Origin of the sequence: Corallococcus sp. AB038B (assembly GCF_003668955.1) — a bacterium.
GTDB lineage: Bacteria > Myxococcota > Myxococcia > Myxococcales > Myxococcaceae > Corallococcus > Corallococcus exiguus.
In genome coordinates this window covers 1-226 of record NZ_RAWO01000471.1, presented here as the reverse complement: position 1 = coordinate 226, position 226 = coordinate 1, and the positions used below count along the sequence as shown (strand labels likewise).

The following is a 226-nucleotide window of genomic DNA, read 5'->3' as shown; positions in this document are numbered from 1 at the left end:
TCCCACCAGTGATCCCAGGTCCTTCCGTGTCCGTTTTCACAGTGGTATGAGGTACTGTCGTTTCTATTTCACCAGTAATAAGTGGTGCTTCAGTATCTATCCCACCAGTGATCCCAGGTCCTTCCGTGTCCGTTTTCACAGTGGTATGAGGTACTGTCGTTTCTATTTCACCAGTAATAAGTGGTGCTTCAGTATCTATCCCACCAGTGATCCCAGGTCCTTCCGT

The 226-nt window shown here is 48.2% G+C and carries 1 protein-coding gene; it reads right to left on the bottom strand.

Annotated elements, in window-relative coordinates:
- A partial coding sequence (locus tag D7Y04_RS46340) for a hypothetical protein (RefSeq protein WP_233601899.1) occupies positions 1-226 on the bottom strand: 226 nt, incomplete at both ends.